At 61.3% G+C, this 17,794-nt stretch carries 17 protein-coding genes; 8 read left to right on the top strand and 9 right to left on the bottom strand.

Annotation, left to right across the window (positions count from 1 at the left end; all coding sequences use genetic code 11):
- Nucleotides 1-35: 35 nt before the first annotated feature.
- On the bottom strand, nt 36-920 hold the full coding sequence (locus KBY08_RS04170) for a LysR family transcriptional regulator (RefSeq protein ID WP_003403808.1): 885 nt from the start codon (nt 918-920) through the stop codon (nt 36-38).
- 99 nt (nt 921-1,019) lie between these two features.
- On the opposite strand from KBY08_RS04170, the gene KBY08_RS04165 reads away from it, so the two are divergent.
- Together KBY08_RS04165 and KBY08_RS04160 are read left to right on the top strand one after the other, a co-directional pair.
- Nucleotides 1,020-1,499 carry a multidrug/biocide efflux PACE transporter gene (locus tag KBY08_RS04165; RefSeq protein WP_003403809.1) on the top strand — a complete coding sequence of 160 codons (480 nt, stop codon included), beginning with the start codon at nt 1,020-1,022 and terminating at the stop codon, nt 1,497-1,499.
- A 102-nt stretch (nt 1,500-1,601) separates the two neighbouring features.
- Nucleotides 1,602-2,435, top strand: a complete 834-nt coding sequence (locus KBY08_RS04160; RefSeq protein ID WP_011268384.1) for a PhzF family phenazine biosynthesis protein — start codon at nt 1,602-1,604, stop codon at nt 2,433-2,435.
- Between the two features lie 6 nt (nt 2,436-2,441).
- Here KBY08_RS04160 and KBY08_RS04155 read toward each other — a convergent pair whose 3' ends face one another.
- Nucleotides 2,442-3,593 carry an MFS transporter gene (locus KBY08_RS04155; protein WP_003403811.1) on the bottom strand — a complete coding sequence of 384 codons (1,152 nt, stop codon included), beginning with the start codon at nt 3,591-3,593 and terminating at the stop codon, nt 2,442-2,444.
- Between the two features lie 224 nt (nt 3,594-3,817).
- Here KBY08_RS04155 and rarD point away from each other — a divergent pair, with 224 nt between their 5' ends.
- Nucleotides 3,818-4,702 carry an EamA family transporter RarD gene (gene rarD / locus KBY08_RS04150; protein WP_003403812.1) on the top strand — a complete coding sequence of 295 codons (885 nt, stop codon included), beginning with the start codon at nt 3,818-3,820 and terminating at the stop codon, nt 4,700-4,702.
- A 3-nt stretch (nt 4,703-4,705) separates the two neighbouring features.
- Here rarD and zapE read toward each other — a convergent pair whose 3' ends face one another.
- Together zapE and KBY08_RS04140 are read right to left on the bottom strand one after the other, a co-directional pair.
- A complete protein-coding gene (gene zapE / locus KBY08_RS04145) occupies nt 4,706-5,821 on the bottom strand; it encodes a cell division protein ZapE (RefSeq protein WP_225651085.1) in 1,116 nt (371 codons plus the stop codon).
- 82 nt (nt 5,822-5,903) lie between these two features.
- Nucleotides 5,904-7,349 carry a SulP family inorganic anion transporter gene (locus KBY08_RS04140; RefSeq protein WP_024651404.1) on the bottom strand — a complete coding sequence of 482 codons (1,446 nt, stop codon included), beginning with the start codon at nt 7,347-7,349 and terminating at the stop codon, nt 5,904-5,906.
- 144 nt (nt 7,350-7,493) lie between these two features.
- On the opposite strand from KBY08_RS04140, the gene ampC reads away from it, so the two are divergent.
- The gene (ampC, locus tag KBY08_RS04135; RefSeq protein WP_225650707.1) at nt 7,494-8,651 is read left to right on the top strand and encodes a class C beta-lactamase; all 1,158 of its coding nucleotides are present in this window, start codon (nt 7,494-7,496) and stop codon (nt 8,649-8,651) included.
- Here ampC and ada read toward each other — a convergent pair.
- Both ada and KBY08_RS04125 read right to left on the bottom strand, forming a co-directional pair.
- On the bottom strand, nt 8,640-9,746 hold the full coding sequence (ada, locus tag KBY08_RS04130) for a bifunctional DNA-binding transcriptional regulator/O6-methylguanine-DNA methyltransferase Ada (protein WP_225651084.1): 1,107 nt from the start codon (nt 9,744-9,746) through the stop codon (nt 8,640-8,642). The genes ampC and ada overlap by 12 nt on opposite strands.
- A gap of 69 nt (nt 9,747-9,815) precedes the next feature.
- Nucleotides 9,816-10,481, bottom strand: a complete 666-nt coding sequence (locus tag KBY08_RS04125) for a DNA-3-methyladenine glycosylase family protein (RefSeq protein ID WP_024661105.1) — start codon at nt 10,479-10,481, stop codon at nt 9,816-9,818.
- Between the two features lie 252 nt (nt 10,482-10,733).
- Here KBY08_RS04125 and efeU point away from each other — a divergent pair, with 252 nt between their 5' ends.
- From efeU to efeO (KBY08_RS04105), 4 genes are read left to right on the top strand one after another with little or no spacing between them, the layout of a single operon-like run.
- Nucleotides 10,734-11,588, top strand: coding sequence for an iron uptake transporter permease EfeU (efeU, locus tag KBY08_RS04120; protein ID WP_003403822.1), 855 nt, complete (start codon nt 10,734-10,736; stop codon nt 11,586-11,588).
- A gap of 8 nt (nt 11,589-11,596) precedes the next feature.
- Entirely contained in the window at nt 11,597-12,808 is a 1,212-nt protein-coding gene (gene efeO, locus KBY08_RS04115) for an iron uptake system protein EfeO (RefSeq protein ID WP_024661104.1), read from the top strand.
- Between the two features lie 24 nt (nt 12,809-12,832).
- The gene (gene efeB, locus KBY08_RS04110) at nt 12,833-14,155 is read left to right on the top strand and encodes an iron uptake transporter deferrochelatase/peroxidase subunit (protein ID WP_024651408.1); all 1,323 of its coding nucleotides are present in this window, start codon (nt 12,833-12,835) and stop codon (nt 14,153-14,155) included.
- A 29-nt stretch (nt 14,156-14,184) separates the two neighbouring features.
- Nucleotides 14,185-15,009, top strand: coding sequence for an iron uptake system protein EfeO (efeO, locus tag KBY08_RS04105; RefSeq protein WP_003403826.1), 825 nt, complete (start codon nt 14,185-14,187; stop codon nt 15,007-15,009).
- 565 nt (nt 15,010-15,574) lie between these two features.
- On the opposite strand, the gene KBY08_RS04100 is transcribed toward efeO (KBY08_RS04105), so the two are convergent.
- From KBY08_RS04100 to KBY08_RS04090, 3 genes are all read right to left on the bottom strand, one after another.
- Nucleotides 15,575-16,345: a molybdopterin-dependent oxidoreductase gene (locus tag KBY08_RS04100; RefSeq protein ID WP_004407366.1), complete on the bottom strand. Its 771-nt coding sequence runs from the start codon at nt 16,343-16,345 to the stop codon at nt 15,575-15,577.
- Entirely contained in the window at nt 16,342-16,962 is a 621-nt protein-coding gene (locus KBY08_RS04095) for a cytochrome b/b6 domain-containing protein (protein ID WP_011268393.1), read from the bottom strand. The genes KBY08_RS04100 and KBY08_RS04095 overlap by 4 nt, the downstream gene beginning before the upstream one ends.
- Nucleotides 16,963-17,036: 74 nt before the next feature.
- Entirely contained in the window at nt 17,037-17,642 is a 606-nt protein-coding gene (locus KBY08_RS04090; protein ID WP_011268394.1) for a hypothetical protein, read from the bottom strand.
- Nucleotides 17,643-17,794 lie beyond the last annotated feature (152 nt).

Below are 17,794 nucleotides of genomic sequence, written 5' to 3'. Positions count from 1 at the left end.
GGCTTGTGGCGTACAGGAAATTGCGCAAACCCGCCTCACTCCCCCGCAAACGGTACCAGCGACTCCAGCAGCCACGCCCCCGCAGGCCCCAGACTGCGCTGGAACGACCAGATGACGTCCACCGCCGAGCGCCGTGGCCAGCCTGAGACTTGCAGTTCTTTCAGCAGTCCGCCCGAGTAGCGCGACACCAGCCAGCGCGGCAATGCCGACCAGCCAAACCCGAACGCAGCCATGTCCATCAACAGCAGGTAATTGGGTGCCGACCAATGCCGATGGCCGCTGGTGGGCAGGTCGTCAGTGGGGATGCTGTGCTCGATCAGCGTATTGAGGCGCAAGGCGCGATAGCGGGCCAGCTGTTGGTAATCGACCCGTTCCAGCGCGGCAAGCGGATGTTTGTGCGACACGAACAGCCCGAAATCGGCACTTTCATCGATGGTCGCGTGACCGATTTCCGGTGGATAGCTGGCTTGTGCCGACAGCAGCCCCAGTGACGCCCTCCCCGACTGCACCAGGCTGATGGCGTCGCCATGCTCGGCGAACACGCATTCCATCTCCAGCTCTGGAAAGCGTTGATCGAGCTCGGTCATCAGCCGTTCGAAATCGGCAAACTGGTTGGCATCCGACAGCACCAGCGTCAGCCGTGGCTCGACGCCTGCCGCAAGCCGCGCAGCCGCGCGACGCAGCCGGTCCGAGGCGCACAGCAGATCATCGACACGGCCCAGCATGACCCTCCCCGCTTCGGTCAGGACCGGTTGCCTGGAAGAGCGATCGAACAGCTCCAGGCCCAGATCGATTTCCAGGCGGGCGATCGCTTCACTGATGGTCGATTGACTCTTGCCCAGCCGGCGTGCGGCGGCGCTGAACGAACCCAGGGCAGCAATCTGGGCGAAGGCTTCCAGGGCTTCGGGTGAATAACTCATGGCACTCTCAAATCGGTTTAACCGATGGTATTGATTTTCAGCTTAACGCAAACACCGATGATAATGCTGCCATCAACCAGCACCAAGGGCAGCGTAGTTATGAGTAACAGCCAACCGCACATTGACCAGCACCCCGGCGTCGCCAGCAAAACCCTGCGTGAGCGGGCACTGCATGCCGCGCTGTTCGAGGTCGGCGGCGTTATTCTGGTCGCACCACTGCTGGCCTGGCTGATGAACCAGTCACTGGCGATGATGGGCGCCATGACGGTGATGATCTCGACCATCGCCATGCTGTGGAACATGACCTACAACACGCTGTTCGACCGCCTGCGCAAGCGCTACGGATTTTCCATGAGCCTGACGGTCCGCGTCCTGCACGCAACGGGTTTCGAAGCCGGACTGATTCTGGCCGTGGTGCCGCTGGCCGCATGGTGGCTTACGATCAGCCTGATGGAGGCGTTCTGGCTGGACATCGGCCTGCTGCTGATGTTTCTGCCCTACACCCTGCTGTTCAACTGGGCCTACGACACACTGCGTGAACGCCTGGTGCAGCGACGTCTGGCAAGGTGCGAGGTGTAATGCATCAGGCAAACGCATACCGTGCATCAAATGTTCTCACTGGCTAATCAAATCCTCGCCATTGCACACTGTCCCCTACTGACCCAGGCAAGGACACCTACGATGACAACTGAAGTACTCAAACTGGCGGCGTTCAGCGATGGCGATCGCGGTGGCAACCCGGCAGGTGTGTGGATTGGCGATGCGTTACCCGATGATGCCGTCATGCAGCAGATTGCCGCCGACATCGGCTTTTCCGAAACGGCGTTCGCTGCGCCTGTCGAAGGCGGCTGGCGGGTGCGGTATTTCTCGCCGCTGGCAGAAGTACCTTTTTGCGGGCACGCGACCATCGCCCTGGGCGCAGCGCTGGCGGCACAGCAAGGCGATGGCGTGTTTCAGCTGACACTCAATCAGGCGCAGATTACCGTCGAGGGCCACGCGCAGGGCTTGCTGACGTCGGCGGCGCTGCAATCGCCGCCTACCTTCAGTAAGCCGATCAGTACGCCGGTGCTGGAACAAGCCCTGGCGCTGTTCGGCTATAGCCATGCCGATCTGGATGAGCGCATTACCCCCGCGCATATCAATGGCGGTGCCGGGCATCTGCTGCTGGCGCTGAACAGCCGGGCCAGGCTCAAGGCCATGCGCTACGACCAGCAGGCGGGTCACGACCTGATGGTTCGTGAAGGCTGGGCAACGATTCTGCTGGCGTGGGCCGAGACCGATCAGTTGTTCCACACCCGCAACCCGTTTGCGTTCGGCGGCGTCTACGAGGACCCGGCCACCGGTGCGGCCACAGCAGCACTGGGCGGCTATCTGCGCGATATCGGCTGGCCGCATGGCGGTTTGATAGACATTATTCAGGGCGAGGACATGGGCAGCCCATCGCGCCTGCGCGCCGAAATCCCGCAGCAACCGGGAAGCTCGATCCGGGTGTCGGGGATGGCGCGCAGGTTGTAATACCGATCAGGTCCTGAGCTTGCTGCCGCCGATCGCCACGCCTACCAGCATCACGGCGACGATCATGAACGCCAGTTCAAGGCTGCTGACATGGGCGATGAAACCGATTGCCGCAGGACCGATCAGAATCCCGGCGTAGCCGACTGTAGTAATGGCCGGGATGGCCACGCTTTCAGGCATGGTCTTCTGCCGACCGGCTGCGCTGTAGCAGACCGGCACGATGTTCGAGCAACCCGCCCCCACCAGTGCATACCCCAGCAGCGCAGCCTGCCAGAACGGGATCAATGTCGCGACGGCCAGGCCCGCCGCGGCACACAGTCCGCCGAGAATGATCACTCGAGTGGAGCCGACCCGTTTTACCACTGCATCGCCAAACAGCCGTCCCAGGGTCATGGTCGCGGCGAATACCGCATAACCCAGCCCGGCATAGGAAGGCTCGACACCCCGCAACGAGGTCAGGAATACCGCGCTCCAGTCGAGCATCGCGCCTTCGGCCAGGAATACAGTGAAGCACAGCAGGCCGATAAACAGCACCACGCCACGCGGAATCGCAAAGGCCGGTCCATCGGACGGACTGCCATAGGGCAATAGATTTGGCGCCGCTTTCGCCAGCGCGGCCAGGGTCAGCACCACCACAATCAGCATCGCAGCAAAAGGCGAGATACCCAGGCTGAGCAGGCCGGCGACACCCGCCGCACCGACAATCCCGCCGAGGCTGAACAGGCCGTGAAAACCCGACATCATCGTCTTGCCGCTGGCGCGCTCGACAATCACCGCCTGCACGTTGGCCGTGCAATCCACTCCGCCCATGCTCGCACCAAACAGAAACAGCGTGGCTATCAATAACGGCAGACTGGAAATCGTCGCCAGCAGCGGCAGGCACAGGCAGATCAACAGCGTCGAACACACCAGCAGGCGCCGACAGCCAAACCGCGCCGCCAGTGCGCCCGCCAGCGGCATCGAAATGATCGAGCCCACCCCCAGGCACAACAACAAGAGCCCGAGTGTGCCCTCATCAAGGCCCATCCGCTGTTTGACGTAAGGCACCAGCGGCGCCCACGAGGCCACGCTGAAACCGGCAATGAAAAACGCGATACGCGTCGAAGACTGTTCCGCCCGAGCCTTGGCATCCTGGGCTGCGGTGCTGAAAGAGGTCATGCATGCTCCTTGTAATTTGCCGAGTACGGTCACACCGACCAGCGCGACAGCCTAACAAAGCTGATCGATTAGCCAAAACCTCTGATGCACTTAAAGGAGGCTCGTTCCATCGCCGTGCGGGGGACGTCTGATTTGCAGCTTTTTGCACCTCAGGCCAGTAGACTGGCGAGCACGCGCACCAGACAGGTGCGTAATCTGTCGAATCAGCTGTTGCGGAGGCCGTTGTGTACAAAGGTGTGGTGCTGTCGGTCCTGGCGTCTACGCTGTTCGGGGTCATGTATTTCTATACGTCACTGATGACCCCGCTCGACGGTGAAGAAATCTTTGGCTGGCGCATGCTGCTCACCGTGCCATGCGCGACGCTGTTCATGCTGGTCAGCGGTGACTGGCGGCGAGTCCGCGAAGTGGCTGTCCGGCTCAGGCAGCAACCGCTGCTGATCTTCGCCCTGCTGCTGTCTTCGGTGCTGCTCGGTGCGCAGCTGCTGATCTTCATGTGGGCACCGCTGCACGGGCGCAGTCTGGAGGTATCGCTGGGCTATTTCCTGCTGCCGCTGAGCATGATTCTCACCGGCCGCGTGGTGTATGGCGAGCACCTCTCCTACCTGCAGAAAGTCGCTGCGGTGTTTGCCATGATCGGCGTGGGGCATGAGCTGTGGCGGCTGGGCAGTTTCTCCTGGGAGACCCTGCTGGTCGCGGGCGGCTATCCGCTGTACTTCGTGCTGCGTCGCAAGCTCAAGACCGATCACCTCGGCGGGCTCTGGTTCGACATGCTGCTGATGCTGCCCATCGGCCTGTGGTTCATCGCCCACGGCCATCCGCAGGCCATTCAGCAGGCACCGCTGTTGTACCTGCTGATTCCGCTGCTCGGGGTGATCAGTGCCTCGGCGCTGGTCAGTTACATTCTTGCCAGCCGCCTGCTGCCGTTCAGCCTGTTCGGGCTGCTCAGTTATGTCGAGCCGATCCTGCTGGTCGGCGTCGCCCTGCTGCTGGGCGAAAGCATCAGTCGCGATGAATGGCTGACGTACCTGCCGATCTGGCTGGCCGTGGTGGTCCTGATGATCGAAGGCGCCAAGCATATGCTGGCCCAGCGCCGCCGGGACGCGAGCTGAGCGTCAGGACTCGGTGAAACGCTCCAGCTGCATTTCCTGAAGTCGACTGAGGGTGCGCCGGAAGGCAAACGACAGGTAGCCCTCGGTGTACAGCTCGTCCATCGGCACCGGCGCTTCGACATACAGCGGAATGCGCCGGTCATAGCACTCGTCGACCAGCGCGATGAAACGGCGCACGCCATCATCGTTGGGCGACAACTGCGGCAGCTCGCGATCGCCTGCGGTCACCTGCTCGACGCCATCCTCGGTGCCGCGGGCAATTTTCGCTTCGCGCTGTGCGGCCCCCAGCAGCGGCACCTCGCTGAGCAGAATCACCAAAAAGCGATCGCACAAGGCGATGAAATCCATGGCCGCCAGCGGCTGTTCGCAAAGGTCGCGATAGCGGCACCACACGGCCGTGTCGGAATGCTGAACCACGTTGATGCTGCGATAACCGAGCATGACCTGCGAATCGTGAACCGGCTGATCCGCGCTCAACGCGTCGAAGATGCCCTGCAAGGCGCTGGGTCGACCGGCTTCGGCAATCCAGTAACGCTGATGCAGTTGCCCGGGGTGCAGCCGGTGATCCTCGCCGCCGTCGACCGCCACGACATCCATGTACTTGAGAATGGCCGCAACCGCTGGCAGGAAGCGCTCGCGATTATGGCCGTGGCTGTATAACTGCTCCGGTGGCTGGTTGGACGTGCAGACCAGCACCACACCCTCTTCGAACATCACCTGCAGCAGCCCGCCGAGGATCACTGCGTCGCCGATATCGGTGACGAACAGCTCGTCGAAACACATCACCCGCACGTCACGCGCCAGCTCCCTGGCGACCACAGTCAGGGGTTGGGAAGTGCCCATCAACTCGAACATGCGTTTGTGCACCCAACGCATGAAGTGATGAAAATGCTGACGCCGGGCCGGTACGCTCAGGCTCTCGAAAAAGCGGTCCATCAGCCAGGTCTTGCCACGCCCGACCGGTCCCCACAGATAAACGCCGCGTGCCCGACCGCGAGCGTCGGCAAGCCCCTCGTAACACGCCTGCAACTGCCGGGCGGCCTGCAATTGCGCCTGGTCGGGTTGAAAACCACGCTGGACGGCACGTTCGTAGGCCTGCAGAGGAGAGACGGCATCCATCAGGTACACACCCTTCGCTATCGGAGAAAAGACATCCAGCCTATACGAGGCTGCGTCGCGCAACGCAACTCATCAACTCAACTCAGGCATGCTGCACGCCGGCACGCTTGAGCAGTCGCTTGCAGCGCTCGGACAGGTGGACCACACGCAGATGCTTGCCCGCTTTGGCGTAACGCTCGCGCAGGGTCTTGAGCGCAGCGATGGCCGAGTAGTCGACAAAGCTCAGGTGGCGGCAATCCAGAGTCACCTGAGTCGGGTCTTCGGCCGGGTTGAACTGGTCGAGAAACGGTGTGGTCGAGGCGAAGAACAGCGTGCCATGCAGGTGGTAGACCTTGCTGCCATCCGCTTCGACATGGCTGTCGGCGTACAGCTCGCGAGCCTGCTGCCAGGCGAAATTGATCGCCGCGATAATAATCCCGAACAGCACTGCGGTGGCCAGATCGGTCAGCACCGTGACCACGGTCACGGCAATGATCGCCAGTACATCGTTGACCGGCACCTTGCGCAACACACGCAACGAGGCCCAGGCGAAGGTCTGCTGGGCGACCACGAACATCACTCCGACCAGTGCCGCCAGTGGAATGCGCTCGATCAGCGGCGAGAGAAACAGCACGAACATCAGGATCATCAAGCCGGCGACCACGCCCGACAGCCGACCGCGGCCGCCAGAACTGAGGTTGATCACGGTCTGGCCGATCATCGCGCAGCCGCCCATGCCGCCGAAGGCACCGGACACCACGTTGGCAGCGCCCAGTGCTACACATTCGCGATCCGGATAACCACGGGTTTCGGTGATTTCGTCGGTCAGGTTCAGGGTCAGCAGGGTTTCCAGCAGACCGACCAGCGCCATCAGAATGGCGTACGGGGCAATGATGCGCAGGGTCTCAAGATTCCACGGAATGTCCGGCATGGCGAATACCGGCAAGCCACCGGCAATGTGCGCCATGTCGCCTAACGTGCGGGTCGGCAGGCCGAGCAGGTACACCGCCAGCCCGACGCTGAGGATGGCCACCAGCGCTGGCGGCGCAATGCGGGTCAGGCGTGGCAACAGGTAGACAATCGCCATGGTCAGCGCCACCAGCCCGAGCATGACGTACAGCGGCGTACCGCTGAGCCACGATTCACCGACCTTGAAGTGCTCAAGTTGCGCCATCGCAATGACGATCGCCAGGCCGTTGACGAAGCCCAGCATCACCGGATACGGCACCAGCCGCACCAGTTTGCCGAGCCGCAGCAAGCCGAACAGGATCATGATCAGACCGCCCAGCAATACGGTCGCCAGCAAATACTGCACGCCCTGCTGAACCACCAGCGCGACGATCACCACCGCCATGGAACCGGCCGCACCGGACACCATGCCCGGGCGCCCGCCGAACAGCGCGGTCAGCGTACAGATGATGAACGCACCGTAGAGTCCCATCAGCGGATTGAGATGGGCCACCAGCGCAAAGGCGATGCACTCGGGCACCAATGCAAAAGATGTGGTGAGGCCTGCCAGGACTTCGGCACGTATACGAATCGTTTTCATGGGTTACCTGAGCGGCGCTCCATGGAGGAAGCGCAAAAAAGGGGGCATATTACGCAAACCTTTGACGACCGACCACCACGGTGGGGCTTCCAGGAAAGCTCTCTGATGATCGGCCCATGCCCCAAAACAACAAGGAGTAAACCGATGCAATGGAATGGAGCGCTGCTCTGCACAGGACTTCTGCTGGTCAGTGCGCTGGCTGTTGCCGGCGACGACACAGCGTCTGTCGACGCATTCGTGCAGGCAGAAGCCAGTAAAGTGATGCAGGAAAATCATATCGCGGGCCTGTCGATTGCCGTCACTCGCCAGGGCAAACAGCAGTTCTACACCTATGGCGTCGCCTCAAAAGCCACCGGCCAGCCAGTGACCCGCGATACGCTGTTTGAACTTGGCTCGATCAGCAAGACCTTCACCGCCACCCTCGCTACCTGGGCGCAGGCCAATGGGCAGCTGTCGCTGACGCAAAGCATCGACAGCTATATTCCGCAGTTGCAGACCACGCGGCTGGGCAAGGTGCCGGTTTTCCATCTGGGCACCCACACGGCTGGCGGCTTCCCGCTTCAGGTGCCGGACAAAGTGCAGAACACCCGTCAGTTGATGGAATATTTCAAGGCCTGGCAGCCCGAATATCTATCCGGCACCCATCGCACCTACGCCAACCCCAGTGTGGGCCTGCTCGGCATGGTTGCGGCGCGCAGCATGCAGCTGCCGTATGAACAGGCCCTGCAGCAGCGGCTGTTTCCGGCGCTGGGTCTGAGTAACACCTATATCAACGTGCCCGATGAAAAACAGGCGCTGTATGCGCAGGGCTACAACAAACTCGACGAGCCGGTCAGGGTCAATCCAGGTCCGCTGGCGGCTGAAGCCTACGGGGTGAAATCGAGCAGCAGCGACTTGCTACGCTTCGTCGAAGCGAACATCGACCTCGGTCAAAACGACGCCGCGCTGCAAAAAGCCCTGCGCGATACCCGGACCGGCTATTTCAAGGTCGGCGGCATGACTCAGGACCTGATCTGGGAGCAGTATCCGCTGCCGGTTCGTCTGGAGACGCTGCTTGAGGGCAATGCCAGCGCCATGCTCAACACGGTCAAAGCCGAAATGATCGAACCGCCGCAGGCAGCGCAATCTTCGGTCTGGGTCAACAAAACCGGATCAACCAACGGTTTCGGCGGCTATGTGGCGTTCATTCCGGAGCAGCAGTTGGGGATTGCCATCCTCGCCAACAAAAACTACCCGAACGAGGAGCGGGTGAAACTGGCCTATCGGATTCTGCAGAAAATGGGCTGCTGCTCAACGCCCTGAAAACAGCCCTGCCCCTTCGGCCGCTTCGATTTCAAGCAGCTTGCGCTTGCGCTCGACGCCCCAGCGGTAGCCCGACAACGATCCATCGCTGCGCACCACGCGGTGGCAGGGAATCGCCACCGCGAGCTTGTTCGCACCGCAGGCGTTGGCCACCGCACGGACTGCACCAGGCAGTCCTATCTGCGTCGCGATCTGTGTATAGGTGGCCGTCGATCCGGCAGGAATGTCCCTAAGCGCCTGCCAGACCCGCTCCTGAAACACCGTGCCGCGGATATCCAGTGGCAGCGCCAGGCCGGTCGCAGGTGATTCGACAAAACCCACGACCTCGGCAACCAGTTGTTCGAACGCGGCGTCTGCACCGATCAGGTTGGCGTTGGGAAACTGGTCCTGGAAAGCTTCGATCAGCGCATGCGGGTCATCACCGAGCGAAATCGCACAGATGCCCTTGCTGCTGGTGGCCACCAGAATCGAACCCAGCGAACTTTCCCCCAGAGCGAACCTGATATCGACATTGGCGCCGCCCGCGCGGTATTCGGAAGGTTTCATGCCGAGCATGTCCTGCGAAGCCTCATAGAAACGACTGTTGGCGTTGTAGCCCGCCTCGTACAACGCATGGGTAATGCTTACGCTCTGTGAGAGCTGGACTTTCACCCGCGAACGTAACGAGGCGACACTGTAGGCCCTGGGCGTCAGCCCGGTCAGTCTTTTGAAAATGCGGTGGAAATGAAAACCGCTGATCCCGACCTGCTCCGCAAGCGCGGTCAGATTGAGCATCGAATCGGCGGCATCGATCAGTCTGCAGGCCTGGGCAACGACTTCTGCGTGCTTGCGTTGCAGCGCGTTTGAGTCGCCGGCATTGCGCAGGGATGGGCGAAACCCGGCGGCCTCGGCGTCGTGCGCACTATCAAAAAACACCACGTTTTCCGGACGCGGCAGCCGGGTCGGGCTGCACGGCTTGCAATAGATGCCGGTGGTCAGCACGCCATAAACGAAGTCAGCGCCGGCGTGTGAACGCCGATTGACCAGGATGTCCCAGCGCGGGTCGTCTTCAGTGCGCAGGGCGCGTGCCGTTTGAGTGCCTTCTGTGCTGTCCATGGTCGAGCCTGCCTTGAGTTTCGATAAGCCTGCGCCTGTCGGAGCCACTGGGCACTCCGAGTCTTGCTTTCAAATTCGAGATGAGCCGAGTTCGCTGAAATCGACCGGTACTCGCCACAGATACCAGGCAGCAATGGTTCGGTAAGGCGCGAAGCGTTCGGCAAGCCGGGCCATTTGCCGGTGCGACGGTTTGAGTTGCAGAGCATACAGTCGCCGGTATCCTTCGCACACGCCGAAGTCGCTGGCTGGCATCACATCCAGCTGACCGAGCCCATAGATGAGCATCATCTCCACGGTCCAGCGCCCCACGCCCGGCAACTGGATCAGGCGTTCGACCAGCGCCTCGTTGCCCATCGCCAGCGCAGCACTGACCTCAGGCACCAGACCGTCCAACCGCGCAGCGGCAATCGCCTTGATCGCCCGGCATTTGGACGCCGAGAAGCCACAGGAACGCAGTGCCTGATCATCCAGCTCGACCAGTGCCGGGGCGCTCGGAAAGCTGACCTCTGGAAAGAGGGAGCGCAATCTCAGGACCATCGCATCGCCCGCCCTGGCATGCAATTGCTGATAGGCAACGGCCTTGACCAGCGCCTGAAACGGGTCCTGCGCTGCGCTGACCGGATGCAGACAAGGGCCGACCTGGTCGATCAGCGACTGCCATTGCGGGTCTAAAGACCTGAGCGCCGCGACCGCCTCGGCATGCTCGCGGTCGGTGCTGTCTGATTCTGATGACATGATGATTTCCAGATTAGAGCGGCAACCAGGGTTTACAGGAGGGTTGAAAATGATCGCTGATTGTCGAAGGCCGCGGAACGTTCAAAACACCGCGAGCGATTAGCTGAACCTGAGCTGAACGACCTGCCAAAAACGCAATCCCGATAAAAAACAACTACACGCATTCAAGAATGAGTATCATTATGTTACGCAGTGTTTCCGGCCGATGGCTCGTCGAGACACATTCACCCTACAGCTTTGACCCGGTGAGATATGCTCGTTCCCTTTTTGATCATGCTGCGCGAAGGCATCGAAGCCGCACTTATCGTTGGCATTATCGCCAGTTACCTGAAGCAGACCGGCCGCGGCGAGTGGATGCCTGCGGTGTGGATCGGCGTATTTCTGGCTGTCGCGCTGTCGCTGTTCGTCGGTGGCGGGCTTGAGTTGATGAGCGCCGAGTTTCCGCAGAAGCAGCAGGAACTGTTCGAAGGCATCGTCGGCCTGATCGCCGTTGGCATTCTCAGTTCCATGGTGTTCTGGATGCGCAAGGTGGCACGATCGATCAAACACGCGCTGCATGAGTCACTCGACGCGGCCCTCACCGGCTCGAAAAACCAGACCTACGCGCTGATCGCCATGGTGTTTTTCGCCGTGGCCCGCGAAGGGCTGGAAACCGTATTCTTTCTGCTCGCTGTGTTCCAGCAGAGCGAAGGCTCCGGCGCGCCGCTGGGCGCCCTGCTCGGTCTGTTGCTGGCGGTCGGTTTCGGCGTGGCCATCTACAGCGGCAGCATGCGTCTCAACCTGAGCCTGTTTTTCCGCTGGACCGGGCTGTTCATTCTGGTAGTGGCGGCGGGCATTCTCGCCAACTCCGTTCAGGCACTGCATGAAGCCGGGGTCTGGAATCACCTGCAGGAAGTGGTCTTCGACATCAGTGCACGGTTGCCGATGGACGGCCCTGCCGGTTCGGTGCTGGCAGGCATGTTCGGTTACCAGGACGCACCGACGGTCAGCACTCTGAGTGCCTACCTGATTTACCTGATCGGGGCGCTGCTGCTGTTCTTCAAGCCGCATACCCCGACGACTGGCAAGGTCATGCAGCCAAACACCTCTTCTGTTACGAACGAATAAGGGCCTCCATGTCTAACCGTCCCTCAGGGCCTTCCGGGAAAGCCCGGCCGCCCCGTGTCCTGCGATTGGCAGTCGCCGGCTCAGTGATCCTGATGATCGCCGCAGGCGGGCTGTTCTACTACGCCTCGCAGGTCGCCGCGAAAAAGCGCGCAGCCAATGCCGGAACTGAAACCGTGGTCAATATCCACGCGCACAACTGCGAACCGAACGCCTTGACGGTCGCGGCGGGCAACAACGCCTTCCGCATCGTCAACCGCTCCGAGCGCGCCGTCGAATGGGAAATTCTCGATGGCGTGCTGGTGATCGAAGAGCGGGAAAACATCGCGCCGGGCCTGAGCCAGGTGATCAATGCCAACCTGGCACCCGGCGATTACACGATTACCTGCGGTCTGCTGAGCAATCCGCGCGGCACCTTGCACGTCACGCCGACGGCAGAGTCCGACGCCAAGGCCAAGGCGCGTCCGTCCATGACCGCCTTCATCGGGCCGCTCTCCGAGTACCGCGTGTACCTGAGCCTGCAGAGTTCGGCGCTGATCAAGGCAGTCACCGCCCTGCAACAGGCCATTGATGCCGGCGACCTGAGCGCCGCCCAGGCGGCCTACCTGCCCGCCCGCGCCGCCTACCAGCGCATTGCACCGGCTGCACAGCGTCTCGCCGAACTGGACAATGCAATCAACGCCCGCGCCGACTACTACGAGAAACGTGAACAGGACCCCGGCTTCAGCGGTTTCCATCGCATTGAATACGGCCTGTTCGAGCAACACAGCGTCGAGGGCCTGACGCCGGTGGTGCAGCGTCTGCAAACCGATGTCACCCAGCTCAAGCAACAGTTGCTGGCGCAATCGCTGGCGCCCGAGCAATTGGCGGCCATCGCCACCCGCACCCTGCGCAGCCTGGCTGAGGTACGCAGCAACGGCGAAGAGGAACGCTACAGCCACAGCGACCTCAACGGCTTTGCTGCCAACCTGGACGGCACCCGCAAGATCGTCGACCTGCTGCGTCCGTTGCTGGCCCGCAGTGCGGGCGATCTGTTGCAGAAGATCGACGCGGCCATGGCCGATCTGGACACCACGCTCGATGCGCTGAGCAGCGCCGACGGTGGCGTGCGCCCGTACGATCAGGTGGACGCGACGCAGCGTCAGCAGATCGCCGCCAAGGCTGGCGCTCTGGCTGACGCGCTCAATGGTATCGACCCGGCACTCGGCCTCTCCGGCCTCTGATTTACTGGAGCACAGCACATCACCATGAAAAACCCGGACAGCAATCCAGACACAAGCAACGCTCCGACCTCCCTGCAACGCCGCCGCGTGCTGATGGGGCTTGGCGCTGCAGGGGCCGCGCTGGCTGGCAGCAGCCTGAGCGGCAACGTACTTGCCGCAGCACCTGCACAAGTCGCCGAAGCGCCAAACAGCGAGAAAACGCAGGACCACAACGCGTTTCACGGCGTGCATCAGAGCGGCATCGTCAACCCGCGCCCTGCCGCGGGCATGCTGGTGGCGTTCGATGTTCTGGCCGCCGACCGTGAGGACCTGGAACGCCTGTTTCGCACGCTGAACGAGCGCATCGCGTTCCTGATGACCGGTGGCCCGGTGCCGGAGATCGATCCGAAACTGCCCCCTCCGGACTCGGGCATTCTCGGCCCGGTGGTGACCCCGGACAACCTGACCATCACCGTGTCGGTGGGCGAGTCGCTGTTCGATGAGCGTTTCGGCCTGGCCCCGATCAAGCCGAAACGCCTGAGCCGGATGACCGGTTTCCCCAACGATGCGCTGGATCCGGCCAGTTGCCACGGCGATCTGAGCATCCAGTTCTGCGCCAACACCGCCGACAGCAACATCCATGCGCTGCGCGACATCGTCAAGAACCTGCCCGATCTGCTGCTGGTGCGCTGGAAACAGGAAGGCACCGTGCCGCCCCAGGCACCGAAGAAACCCGGTCAGCCGCCGGAAAGTGCGCGCAATTTCCTGGGTTTCCGGGATGGTTCGGCGAACCCGGATTCCAACAACCAGAAGACCATGAACGAACTGGTCTGGGTGCAGCCGGGCAGCGACGAACCGGCCTGGGCCGCCAACGGCAGCTATCAGGCGGTGCGCATCATCCGCAACTTCGTCGAGCGTTGGGACCGCACGCCGTTGCAGGAGCAGGAATCGATTTTCGGTCGCAGCAAAAGCACCGGCGCGCCCATGGACGGCAAGGTCGAGAGCGATGTGCCCAACTACGCGGCAGACCCGGAAGGCAAGAAAACCCGGCTTGATTCGCACATCCGCCTGGCCAACCCGCGTACCGCCGAAAGCCAGCGCAACCTGATCCTGCGTCGTCCGTTCAATTACTCCAACGGGGTGAACAAGAACGGGCAACTGGACATGGGCCTGCTGTTCATCTGCTACCAGGCCGATCTGGAAAAGGGCTTCATTACGGTACAGAGCCGGCTTAACGGCGAGCCGCTGGAGGAATACCTCAAACCGGTCGGTGGCGGCTATTTCTTCACCCTGCCGGGGGTAACCGGCGACCAGGATTTCATCGGTCGCTCGCTGCTGGCGGCCGTAGCGCCCACTAAAAACGCATGACCTATCCACTCCTGACCCGGAAGACACTCATGAAAAAGACGCCCCTGGCTTTGCTCCTGACCCTTGGCCTGCTCCAGACCCCACTGGCGGCCTTTGCCGCCACCGCGCCGCTGGATCTGGTAGGCCCGGTGTCGGACTACAAGATCTACGTGACCGAGAACATTGAAGAGCTGGTCAGCCACACCCAGAAATTCACCGATGCCGTGAAGAAAGGCGACATCGCGACAGCCAAAAAGCTCTACGCCCCTACCCGCGTGTACTACGAGTCGGTAGAACCGATTGCCGAACTGTTCAGTGACCTGGACGCCTCCATCGACTCACGCGTCGACGACCATGAACAAGGCGTGGCGGCGGAAGACTTCACTGGCTTCCATCGTCTGGAATATGCGCTGTTCTCGCAGAACACCACGAAGGATCAGGGCCCTATCGCCGACAAGCTGTTGAGCGACGTCAAGGACCTGGAAAAGCGCGTGGCCGACCTGACCTTCCCGCCTGAAAAAGTCGTCGGCGGCGCAGCAGCCCTGCTCGAAGAAGTGGCAGCGACCAAGATCTCCGGCGAAGAAGACCGTTACAGCCACACCGACCTGTATGACTTCCAGGGCAACATCGACGGCGCGAAAAAAATCGTCGACCTGTTCCGCCCGCAGATCGAACAGCAGGACAAGGCCTTCTCCAGTAAAGTCGACAAGAACTTCGCCACCGTGGACAAGATCCTCGCCAAGTACAAGACCAAGGACGGTGGCTTTGAAACCTACGACAAAGTCAAAGAAAACGATCGCAAAGCCCTGGTCGGCCCGGTCAACACCCTGGCAGAAGACCTCTCGACCCTGCGCGGCAAACTGGGCCTGAACTGACCTGAAACGCCGCGCCTGCCCAAGGTGCGGCTCTTTGCCCTGCCCGGTGGTTACTGCACCTGAGTGTGACGCAGAGCGTCACGAACTGCATTCCCACGCGGAGCGTGAGGAACGATAGTCATCAGCCTCTCAGCTACGCTTCTAAAAAGCTTTTCAACCACGATGGCACTGACGACGCAGAGTGCGACGTTAGTGACGGCTGAGTCCTGGCGCTGATCCGGGGGTAGCCTGGCAGGACGCCAGGCTAGCCGCACCGCGCCATGGATGGCGCGTTGCGGCGACCTCCGGATCAGTGTCAGGACGAAGGAACCCGACGAAGTCGGGCCGGAAACAGGAGCGAAAGGCTTTGGTTACTTTGGCCTCATCAAAGTAACTCGCCGAGGGGCGAAAAGGTGACCTGAGCCGAACTTCAATCCACCTGACAAAGAAAAACCGCCATGTGACGCAGAGCGTCAGAGCGTCACGAACTGCATTCCCACGCTGGAGCGTGAGGAACGATAATCTCACTACCGCCATCGTGCGACGCTCTGCGCCGCATGCCCTTCTGGACGCTCTGCGTCCGCTCCTAGATCCCGCTGAACCAGTTGTACCCCTGATCCTCCCAATACCCGCCAGGATTCTCGTTACTGACAAAAATCTCGACGATGTGCTTGGGATTCTTGAAGCCCAGCTTGGTCGGCACCCGCACCCGCAACGGGTAACCGTAATCAGGTGGCAGGGCCACTTCACCGAAATCCAGCGCCAACAAGGTCTGCGGATGCAGCGCAGTAGGCATATCCAGGCTTGAGTAATAGCGGTCAGCGCACTTGAAACCGACAAAACGCGCCGTCGTGTCAGCGCCGATATACTCCAGGAACGTCTTCAGCGGCACGCCGCCCCACTGCCCTATCGCACTCCAGCCCTCGATACAGATCAACCGCGTGATATCCGTGCGTTGCGGCAGTTTGCGCAGCGCCTCCAGCGTCCACGGCTGCTTGTCGCGCACCAGCCCCGACACCGCCAGTTGGTAATCGGCAAGATCCAGCTCCGGCACGTTGTATTCAGGGTAGAACGCATTGAACGGGAACGGGTTGGTCAACTGCGCCTTGCTATAGGTCGGCGCCAGCTTCTGGCCGTTGAACAGCCAGGCCTGAACCCGGTCATTCCAGCGCGACATGGCCCACAGCACCTTATCGACCTGATCGCCATCCTGCAGGTTGCAGCCCGTGAGCATCGACATCGCGCCCACGGTCAGCCCCGCGCGCAGAAACGAGCGGCGCTGGATATCGACCAGCTGACGCTGCTGCGCAGGCTCCAGAATGATGCGCTGAGTCGTACGTTTACGTGGTTCGTTCATGATTGCGCAGTTCCGTCTTCGTTCGGCTGGCGGCCGCCGGTAATCATCGGCAGCAAGGTACTGGGCACCAGCACGACCAGCAGCAGATGGACGATGACAAACGCGCCGATGGCGGTCATCGCCCCGAAATGTACCCAACGGGCGAAATCGAATCCGCCCAGCAGACTGACCAGCCCTTGAAATTGCACCGGCTTCCAGATGGCCAGGCCGGACAGCACCACCAATACGCCCATGGCCAGCACCAGCCAATACATCAGTCGTTGCACGGCGTTGTAACGGCCTTTGACGTGGACCAGGCGAAAATGCAGCGCGTCATTCATGTCACGCGTCACTTCGGACGGCCGTACCGGCAGCAGATCGCGCTTGAAATGGCGGCTGAACACGCCATACAGCACATAAATCAGACCGTTGATGACCAACAGCCACATCACCGCGAAGTGCCAGGCAATGGAACCGCCCAGCCAGCCGCCGAGTGTCAGGAATTTGGGAAAGGTGAACGGCATCAGTGGTGATGCGTTGTAAATCGCCCAACCGCTCATGAACATACAGACCATGCCCACGGCATTGACCCAGTGGGTCAGGCGCACCGGCCACGGATGAATGGGGCGGGTTTTCATGTCGAGATCCCTCTGATCAGGCATGGAAGAGGCTATCAGGGGCAGCCTTGTGCCCCTGATAGCCCTGGCGGTGATTACATCGGCGGTGTGAAACCGTCCTTGCCGACGGCAACACCGCGAGCGGACTTGCCGTCGTCAGCCGGGAATACCACGACCTTCGCGCCTTTGGTCAACTGGTCAACCTTGCCTGGCTCGACGTAGGCGACAGGCACATCCTGCGGCACCACCAGTTTCTTCTCGCCACCTTCATACTTGACGATGAGTGTGCGGCCATTGGTGTCGGCCAATGTGCCAACGGTGCCATTGGTCATGGTGCCGGTGCTGCCATCCGCGTTTTGCCAGCCATAGTGACCTTCGCCGCTGCCTTTGAGGCTCGCCTCAAAAACGGTCACTTCCAGCGCTTCCAGCGTGCCGTCAGATTTCGGTTTCGCTGCCGAACCGACAAAACTGCCGTCTTTGATTTGCTTGAAGTCAGCTTCGGACACAAGACGAATACCGGTCTTGTCAGTCAGCTTGATACTTTCGTGCTGACCCGAACGGGTGGTGAAGTCGAGGGTGTCGGCGCTGACGCTGTCGACGGTCCCGCGCATGGGTTTGACCACCTTCATGTCGGCAGCCTGGGTCATGACAGCGGCACTGAGCAACAGCAGGCCGAACGTAGTAGAGAGTGCAGTCTTCATCGGTACTTCCTTGGCAGGTGAGATCTGAAAGCCATCCTTGCACCGCTACCGGCACCGTAGAATGACCGGGCAATGACATTTTTGTCATTCGCCGGACACCCTGTCGGCAACTGGTTAGACTCCGGCATCGGCGCAACAAGGGCGCCAGGAAA

The organism is Pseudomonas sp. P135 (assembly GCF_020312125.1).
Lineage (GTDB): Bacteria > Pseudomonadota > Gammaproteobacteria > Pseudomonadales > Pseudomonadaceae > Aquipseudomonas > Aquipseudomonas fragariae.
This window is presented reverse-complemented; position numbering and strand designations above follow the sequence as displayed.